A 7,321-nucleotide genomic window follows, 5' to 3' on the forward strand; every position below is an offset into this window, starting at 1 on the left:
CCGATCACCACGACCGCGCCTCCGCGCGCCACCCGAACACCCCCAGCCGTCAGTGCCGCGGCCCCGCGTGCCACCGCATCCGCCCGACCGCCCCCGATCACCAAGACCGCCCCCTGCGCGTCACCGCGAGCCCTCCTTGGCGGGCAGCAGCGCATCACGCGGATCCCGCTTCGGCGCCTCCACCACCACGCCGACCACGTCGAGCGCCGTCAGATCGGCGTACGGCCGCGCGTAGGCGATGCGCGTCAGCTCGCCCGGCGTGGACTCCACCCGCTCGATCACCCCGATGGGCACCCCCGGCACGTACGGCCTGGCGTGCTGCGAGCCGAAGCTCACGATCCGCCCGCCCCTGCTCATCGCCGCCGTGGAGTCGAGCAGCCGGAACTGCACCAGCCGCCCGTGCTCCCCCACCCCGTGCACGACGCCGATCTCCTTGCCGCCCTCCAGCCGCGCCCCCGCGGCCGAGGCGGGATCGCTGATCAGCACCACCGTGGAGGTGCGGGACGAGGCGTGCAGCACCCGCCCGACCAGCCCGTCGGCGTTGAGCACGGTCATCTCGGACCGGACCCCGTCGGCGGTGCCGATGTCGAGCTGCACCGCGTCCTCGAAGCCCGGCTGCCCGCGCCTGGCGATCACGTTGCCCGGCACCACCTTGTAGCCGCCGGCCCCGGCCAGCCCGACCAGCTTGTCGAGCTCCTTGGCGCGGTCGGCGTCGAGCTTGCCTGCCAGCAGGCCGCGGCGCAGCTCGGCGTTCTCCGCCTTCAGCGTCTCGATGCGCTCCCTGGCGGCGGGCGCGGTCAGTATCGCGTGCATGAACGTGCTCACGGGGCGGATCACCCCGCCGCCGAACTGCTCCGCCGTGCCGAACAGGTAGGACCCGGCCGCACGCAGCGGGCGCAGCGGCGAGCTGTCGCCGGTGCGGTGGTCGACGGTCAGGATGACCAGCGCTGCCGCCAGCAGCACTCCCAGGATCAGCCGGGCACGGCGTGAATCTCTCATCAGTGTCGCGACTCCGGCACCAGGACCTGCTGAAGGGCCTCGAACTCCTCGGCGCACTTGCCGGACCCGATGGCCACCGAGTCGAGGGCGTTGTCGACCAGGTGGACGGGCATGCCCGTCTCGGCCTTGACCCGCTCGTCGAGCCCCTTGAGCAGGGCGCCGCCTCCGGTGAGCGCGATGCCGCGGTCCATGATGTCGCCGGACAGCTCGGGCGGGCACTTGTCGAGCGTGGTCTTCACCGCGTCGACGATCGCGTTGACCGGCTCCTCAGTGGCCTTCCTGATCTCCTCGCTGGACACGATGATCGTCTTGGGCAGCCCGCTGACCAGGTCGCGCCCGCGGACCTCCGCGTGCGCCTCCTCTCCGAACGGGCACGCGGAACCGATGGCTATCTTGATCTCCTCGGCGGTGCGCTCGCCCAGCATCAGCGAGAACTCCTTCTTGGCGAACGCGATCACGGCTTGGTCGAGCTCGTCGCCGCCGATCCTGATCGACTGGCTGGTGACCACGCCGCCCATCGAGATGATCGCCACCTCGGTGGTGCCGCCACCGATGTCGACCACCATGTTTCCCGTCGGCTCGTGCACCGGCAGCCCGGCGCCGATGGCGGCGGCCATGGGCTCCTCGACGATGTAGACCTTTCTGGCCCCCGCCTGGTAGCCGGCCTCTTTCACCGCCCGCTGCTCAACGCTGGTGATGCCGCTCGGCACGGCGATGATGATGCGCGGCTTGGCGAAATGTCGCCGCCGATGCACCCTTTGGATGAAATATCGCAACATCCGCTCAGTGACGTCGAAATCCGCGATCACACCGTCCTTGAGCGGACGGACCGCGATGATGTTGCCAGGTGTGCGGCCGATCATTCTTTTAGCCTCGATACCAACCGCAACGATCTTGCCGGTCGCCGTGTTTATCGCGACGACTGATGGCTCGTTGAGCACGATGCCACGACCACGCACATAGACCAGCGTGTTGGCGGTGCCCAGGTCGACCGCCATGTCACGGCCGAGGAACGCGAGCTTGCTGCCCATGGGGAACGGAGCCCTCCGTAACGTCGTTCGCGAATGACTACGGATCGAATTCGAATCGTAACGTGACGTACCCACCGATGCGCGCAATGAGCCATCGCGCCCATCAAAAATCTCCAGCCCCTACCTCAACCGCAATTTTGCCCGGATTGCACCACAACATCCGTCGAGAGGCTGGAACGATCCAACAACCAACCGCGAGAAACCATACGGTAAGCGCCCGACAAAAATCCGGTCGGCAGCCCACCTCCCACCAGCTTCCGCCACTCGCCTTTGACAGCATGGGCGACAAATAAGCGCGCCCCCGAGGCCGAAGCCGCGGGGGCGCGCGTAAGAAACCGGGAACGGACTAGAACCGGTCCGGGAAGAAGATCTTGACCTCACGGGCGGCCGACTCGGGCGAGTCGGAGCCGTGGACCACGTTCTCGCCGATCTCGAGGGCGTGGTCGCCGCGGATCGTCCCGGGAGCGGACTTGACCGGGTCGGTGGCGCCGGCCAGCGCGCGGAAGGCCTCGATGGCCCGCGGGCCCTCCAGCACCATGGCGACGAGCGGCCCCGAGGTGATGAACTCGACGAGCTCACCGAAGAACGGCCGCTCGGAGTGCTCGGCGTAGTGCGCCTTGGCGGTGTCGGCGTCGAGGGTGCGCAGGTCCATCGCCACGACCTTGAGGCCCTTGCGCTCCACACGGGCGATCACGTCACCGATGAGGCCGCGCTTAACCCCGTCGGGCTTGATCAGGACAAGAGTGCGCTCGGACACTTGAAGTTCTCCTTCGAACAGAATGGGGTCGCGGCTACAGGCATCGGCCTGGCCGCGAAGACGCGTCGCGGGGGCACGCGCCCACGCGCCGCCGTGGCAGGGCCCTCAGCTTACCGTCCCCGGCCCCGCCCTCGATGCGGCAGCGGAACCAAGCCTAGGACGCCGCGCCGTCCTCCGGCGAATGCCCTTGTGGCGGCACGGCGGGGCCCTCTCCCCCGGCGGCGACTCCCGCCTTGTCGAAGGCGCCCATGGCCGACACGGGCAGCACCACCCGCGGGATCGCCCCGGTCGGCCCCTCTTCCTCCGCCTCGTCGGCCGGATCCGGCGCCGGCACCAGCAGCACGTCCGCGGGAGGGATGACGGGGATGCCCGCGCAGGGGGGCTCCACCGGCGGCGCGGGTTCCTCGGCACGGGCGCCCCTGCCGGAACGCCGGGCCATCACGGCGGCCAGCACGATGATCGCCACCACGAGGAAACCGCCGATCAACGCCCACCAGTGCAGCGCACCCACGAAGCTGTCGACCAGTTCCTGAGCCGACCGCACCCCGTCCAGCATGGACATCTGCACGCCCGTGCCGAGCAGGAACCCCGCCAGCACCCCCGTGCAGCCCAGCGACAACCCGAACACCGCCGCCCCGATCTCCGCCTCCTGCAGCGCCGCCGTCAGCGCCACCGCCGCGCCCACCGCGAGCAGGCTGAACGGCACGGCCAGCACCATCCCCTCGGCCGACGGCACCACGAGCCGCACCGAGCACAGCCCGACCACCATCGCCAGCAGCCCCATGGGCGCCAGCCAGCGGGCGGCTGCCCGGGTGAACAGCCGCACCAGCACCGAGGCGGCCACCGCGAGCAGCCCGGCCGCGGCGTACGGCACCCACAGGCCGCGCAGCCCGGGACCGCCGAGACCGCCCATCTCCACCAGCGTGACCTGCGCGGCGCTGGGCAGCAGCACGACGCCGACCGCCACCATCGTGTACGCCGGAGTGCGGCTGCGCGTGCCCCCGATCGAGGCCAGCGCCAGCAGCCCGACGACCGCCACCGCCGCCAGCAGCATCACCGGCACGGCCCGCCAGCCCTCGCTCGCCGTGCTGATCGCCACGACCGCGATGGCCGCGGCGGGCACGGCCGCGAGCAGCAGCCGCCCGCGATCGCGCAGGTCGGGGACGGGCGTCCCTGGCCGCCCGAGCAGCATCCATGCGACCAGGTGAACCGCGGCCAGGCCGAGCGCGACCCCCGTCACCAACGGATACGGCTGCAGCGTGACCCGCCAGCTGCTCACCTCGTCGAGCGGCCACAGCGCGAACGCCTGCGCCGCCAGCAGGCTCAGCCCGAGCACACCCGCCCACAGGGCCCGCAGGACCGCCACACGGTCCCACACGGCCACCAGAGTGGTGGTCAGGACGAGCCCGGCGCCGACGCCGCGCAGCACGCGCACCGCGCCGACGAGCAGCTCAGAGCCCGCGTACCCGCCCGCCGCGTCGGACAGCGCCACCAGCGCCAGCCCGCCGACCAGCAGGTGAGCGGCGGGCACGCGCCGCAGCGCCACCCCCGCCAGCGGGACGGCCAGCATCAGCGCGGGCAGCGCGAGCCCGTTCGTCCGCATGAGCCCGGCCTGGTCGAGGCCGGGCGGCAGCAGCCCGGCGACGACGGAGAGGGTGTTGGGGATCGCGACGACCGCCAGAGGCAGCGACGCCACGACGAGGAGCCCGAGCAACGTGTCGAGCAACCAGGGATGTCTGAGGCGCGCCTGATGCGGCGGCCGCGTGATTGGGGGGACGGCCATGTAGGCCGACTTTAGCGGGAAGTAGCGCCCTCGACACGGCGAGCGACGATAATCGCCGTTATCCACAACGCGGTGAAGAGCACGCCGAGGAAGAACATGGCCGTCACCAGGAAGCCCGTGCAGATCGCCAGCACCTGCACGACGCTGCCGAGCACGTACCCGAAAGGCCGTTTGAGCAGGCCTGCCGCGATCACGCAGAGCACCGCGAGCCCGATGCCGACCGTCACGGCGACCGCCGGCTCGACCTCGCCCACGCCGATCGCCACGGGCGTGACCAGCCCGGCCACGATCGCCTCCATGCCGAGCACGCTGGCGCCGAGCCTGCGCATGCCGGGGGTGACCTCGAAGTTCATCATGTGCCGTCCGCCTTGAGCAGCAACCGGGCGTCGCCCGCCGTCACGACGGACCCGGTGATGAGCACGCCCGTGCCGCTGAACTCGCCCTCGGCATCGGCGATGCCGATCGCCATGTCGATGGCGTCGTCGAGCCGCTCGACGACGTGCATGCGCTCCTCGCCGAACAGCGGCCCGGCCAGCGCCGCCAGCTCCTCGGCCGACAGCGACCTGGGCGAGGAGTTACGCGACACGACGATCTCGTCGAGGATCGGCTCCAGCAGCTCCAGCATCGCCTCGACGTCCTTGTCGCGCATGGCCGCGACCACGCCGATCACCTTGGCGAAGTCGAACGCCTCGTGCAGCCCGTCCAGGGACGCCTGCATGCCGCCGGGGTTGTGCGCGGCGTCGATCACCACCGTCGGGGTGCGCCGCACGACCTCCATCCGCCCCGGCGACGACGCCTGGGCGAACGCGGCGCGGACGAGCTCCACGTCGAGCGCATCGTCACCGCCGGTCAGCGCCTCGACGGCGGCCAGCGCGCACACGGCGTTGCTCGCCTGGTGTGCGCCGTAGAGCGGCAGGTACACCTCGTCGTAGACGCCCTTGAGGCCGCGCAGCGTGAGCAATTGCCCGCCGATCGCCACCTCGCGGTTCAGCACGCCGAACTCCAGCCCCTCACGGGCGACGACCGCGCCGACGTCGGCGACCCGTCGCATCAGCACCTCGGCGGCGGCCAGCTCCTGCTGCGCGAGGACGGTGGTCGCGCCGGGCTTGATGATGCCCGCCTTCTCACCGGCGATGCTCGGGATGTCCGGCCCCAGCCGATCGGTGTGGTCGAGCGAGATCGGCGTGATCACCGACACGGTGCCGTCTGCGACGTTCGTCGCGTCCCACGACCCGCCCATGCCGGTCTCGATGACGGCCACGTCGACAGGCGTGTCGGCGAACGCCGCGAACGCCATCGCCGTCAGCAGCTCGAAGAACTGGATGCGCCGCCCCTGCGAGTCGGTCAGCTCGACGTACGGGATGACCTCCTCGTAGACCTGCGCGAAGCGCTCCTCGCTGAGCGGCTCGCCGTCCACGGTGATCCGCTCGCGCATCGACACCAGGTGCGGGCTGGTGAACCGCCCCACCCGCAGGTTGCGCTCCCTGAGCAGCGTCTCGGTCAGCCGCGCCGTGCTCGTCTTGCCGTTGGTGCCCGCGATGTGTATGACCGGGTACGCCCGCTGCGGCGAGCCCAGCAGGTCAAGAAGGGCCGCGATCCGATCGAGCGTCGGCTCGAAATCCCACTCGACGCCACGATCCAGGATCGCGCGTTCTACCGCACGATAATCCACCCTTCAACCCTACTGACCGCCGGCAGCGGTCCGAACGCGGGGCGAACATATTGCCGAGCAGATAGAAAGGTGGAGGGTACCTACCCGGACGCCCCCGATGCCACCTTGGGAAACAGCCCGCCCCACCCCCCGGCGGGCCGCTCTTGAGGAGGCAATCGTGGAAGGCGAGCACACTCGCGCGGACAAGCCAGGCGCCATCAGCAGGAAGACGCTGTTCAAAGCGGCACTCATAGCGACACCCGTCCCCCTGCTCGTCGGACAGGTGCCGGCCCTCGCCCGGCAGACGGCCCAGAGCGGCATCCCGCTCACCCCCACCCCGTACTGCGACGACGGCGACGACCCGACCATCCCGCAGACGGAGGGCCCCTACTTCAAGCCGAACTCGCCGCAGCGCACCGTCCTGCCCGGCGCCGGCACCCCTCTCACAGTCAGCGGGTACGTCTTCGGCCTCGCCTGCCAGCCGCTGGCCAACGTGCTGCTGGACTTCTGGCAGGCCGACAACAGCGGCGCCTACGACAACATCACCTACAACTTCCGCGGCCACCAGTACACCAACGCCCAGGGCGCCTTCAAGCTTACCACGATCGTGCCCGGCCTCTACCCCGGCCGCACCAGGCACATCCACGTCAAGGCCCAGGCCCCCGGCCGGCCCATCCTGACGACGCAGCTCTACTTCCCCGGCGAGCCGCGCAACAACACCGACACCATCTTCGACCCCCGCCTCCTGATGAACGTCAGGACCGTGGGAACGGGCAGGGAGGCCACGTTCGACTTCGTGCTCAACGTCCCGGGCACCCAGCCCACGGACCCACCGACAAGTCCGCCTCCGGGCGGCGGCACCTGGCAGGTTGGGGTGACCTACCAGGCGGGTGACCGGGTCACCTACGGCGGCGCGGCCTACCGGTGCCTGCAGGGGCACCAGTCGCAGGCGGGTTGGGAACCTCCCAATGTGCCCGCCCTGTGGCTGCGCGTCTGACCCATACGGTCCCCGAACGCAAGAGAGGGCCACTCCGGCTGCTGGGAGTGGCCCTCGTTGCACCAAAAAAGAAAGGGCCCCGACGAATCGGGGCCCTTTCCTA

General features: G+C 70.6%; 7 protein-coding genes. 1 reads left to right on the forward strand and 6 read right to left on the reverse strand.

From position 1 onward, the window contains the following. Window positions 1–120: 120 nt before the first annotated feature. From mreC to FXF51_RS59095, 6 genes are all read right to left on the reverse strand, one after another. A complete protein-coding gene (mreC, locus tag FXF51_RS59070) occupies window positions 121–999 on the reverse strand; it encodes a rod shape-determining protein MreC (RefSeq protein WP_148443627.1) in 879 nt (292 codons plus the stop codon). Next, the gene (locus tag FXF51_RS59075) at window positions 999–2,030 is read right to left on the reverse strand and encodes a rod shape-determining protein (RefSeq protein WP_148443635.1); all 1,032 of its coding nucleotides are present in this window, start codon (window positions 2,028–2,030) and stop codon (window positions 999–1,001) included. Before FXF51_RS59075 ends, mreC begins: the two co-directional genes overlap by 1 nt. Before the next feature lie 346 nt (window positions 2,031–2,376). Then, the gene (ndk, locus tag FXF51_RS59080) at window positions 2,377–2,787 is read right to left on the reverse strand and encodes a nucleoside-diphosphate kinase (protein WP_148443628.1); all 411 of its coding nucleotides are present in this window, start codon (window positions 2,785–2,787) and stop codon (window positions 2,377–2,379) included. 154 nt (window positions 2,788–2,941) lie between these two features. Beyond that, the gene (locus tag FXF51_RS59085) at window positions 2,942–4,513 is read right to left on the reverse strand and encodes a hypothetical protein (RefSeq protein ID WP_148443629.1); all 1,572 of its coding nucleotides are present in this window, start codon (window positions 4,511–4,513) and stop codon (window positions 2,942–2,944) included. A gap of 68 nt (window positions 4,514–4,581) precedes the next feature. Then, a complete protein-coding gene (locus FXF51_RS59090) occupies window positions 4,582–4,926 on the reverse strand; it encodes a DUF4233 domain-containing protein (protein WP_148443630.1) in 345 nt (114 codons plus the stop codon). After that, the gene (locus tag FXF51_RS59095) at window positions 4,923–6,242 is read right to left on the reverse strand and encodes a bifunctional folylpolyglutamate synthase/dihydrofolate synthase (protein WP_148443631.1); all 1,320 of its coding nucleotides are present in this window, start codon (window positions 6,240–6,242) and stop codon (window positions 4,923–4,925) included. Before FXF51_RS59095 ends, FXF51_RS59090 begins: the two co-directional genes overlap by 4 nt. Before the next feature lie 157 nt (window positions 6,243–6,399). On the opposite strand from FXF51_RS59095, the gene FXF51_RS59100 reads away from it, so the two are divergent. Continuing rightward, the gene (locus FXF51_RS59100) at window positions 6,400–7,218 is read left to right on the forward strand and encodes a carbohydrate-binding protein (protein ID WP_262380638.1); all 819 of its coding nucleotides are present in this window, start codon (window positions 6,400–6,402) and stop codon (window positions 7,216–7,218) included. The last annotated feature ends 103 nt before the right edge of the window (window positions 7,219–7,321 follow it).

It is taken from the genome of Nonomuraea sp. PA05 (assembly GCF_008086045.1).
Lineage (GTDB): Bacteria > Actinomycetota > Actinomycetes > Streptosporangiales > Streptosporangiaceae > Nonomuraea > Nonomuraea monospora.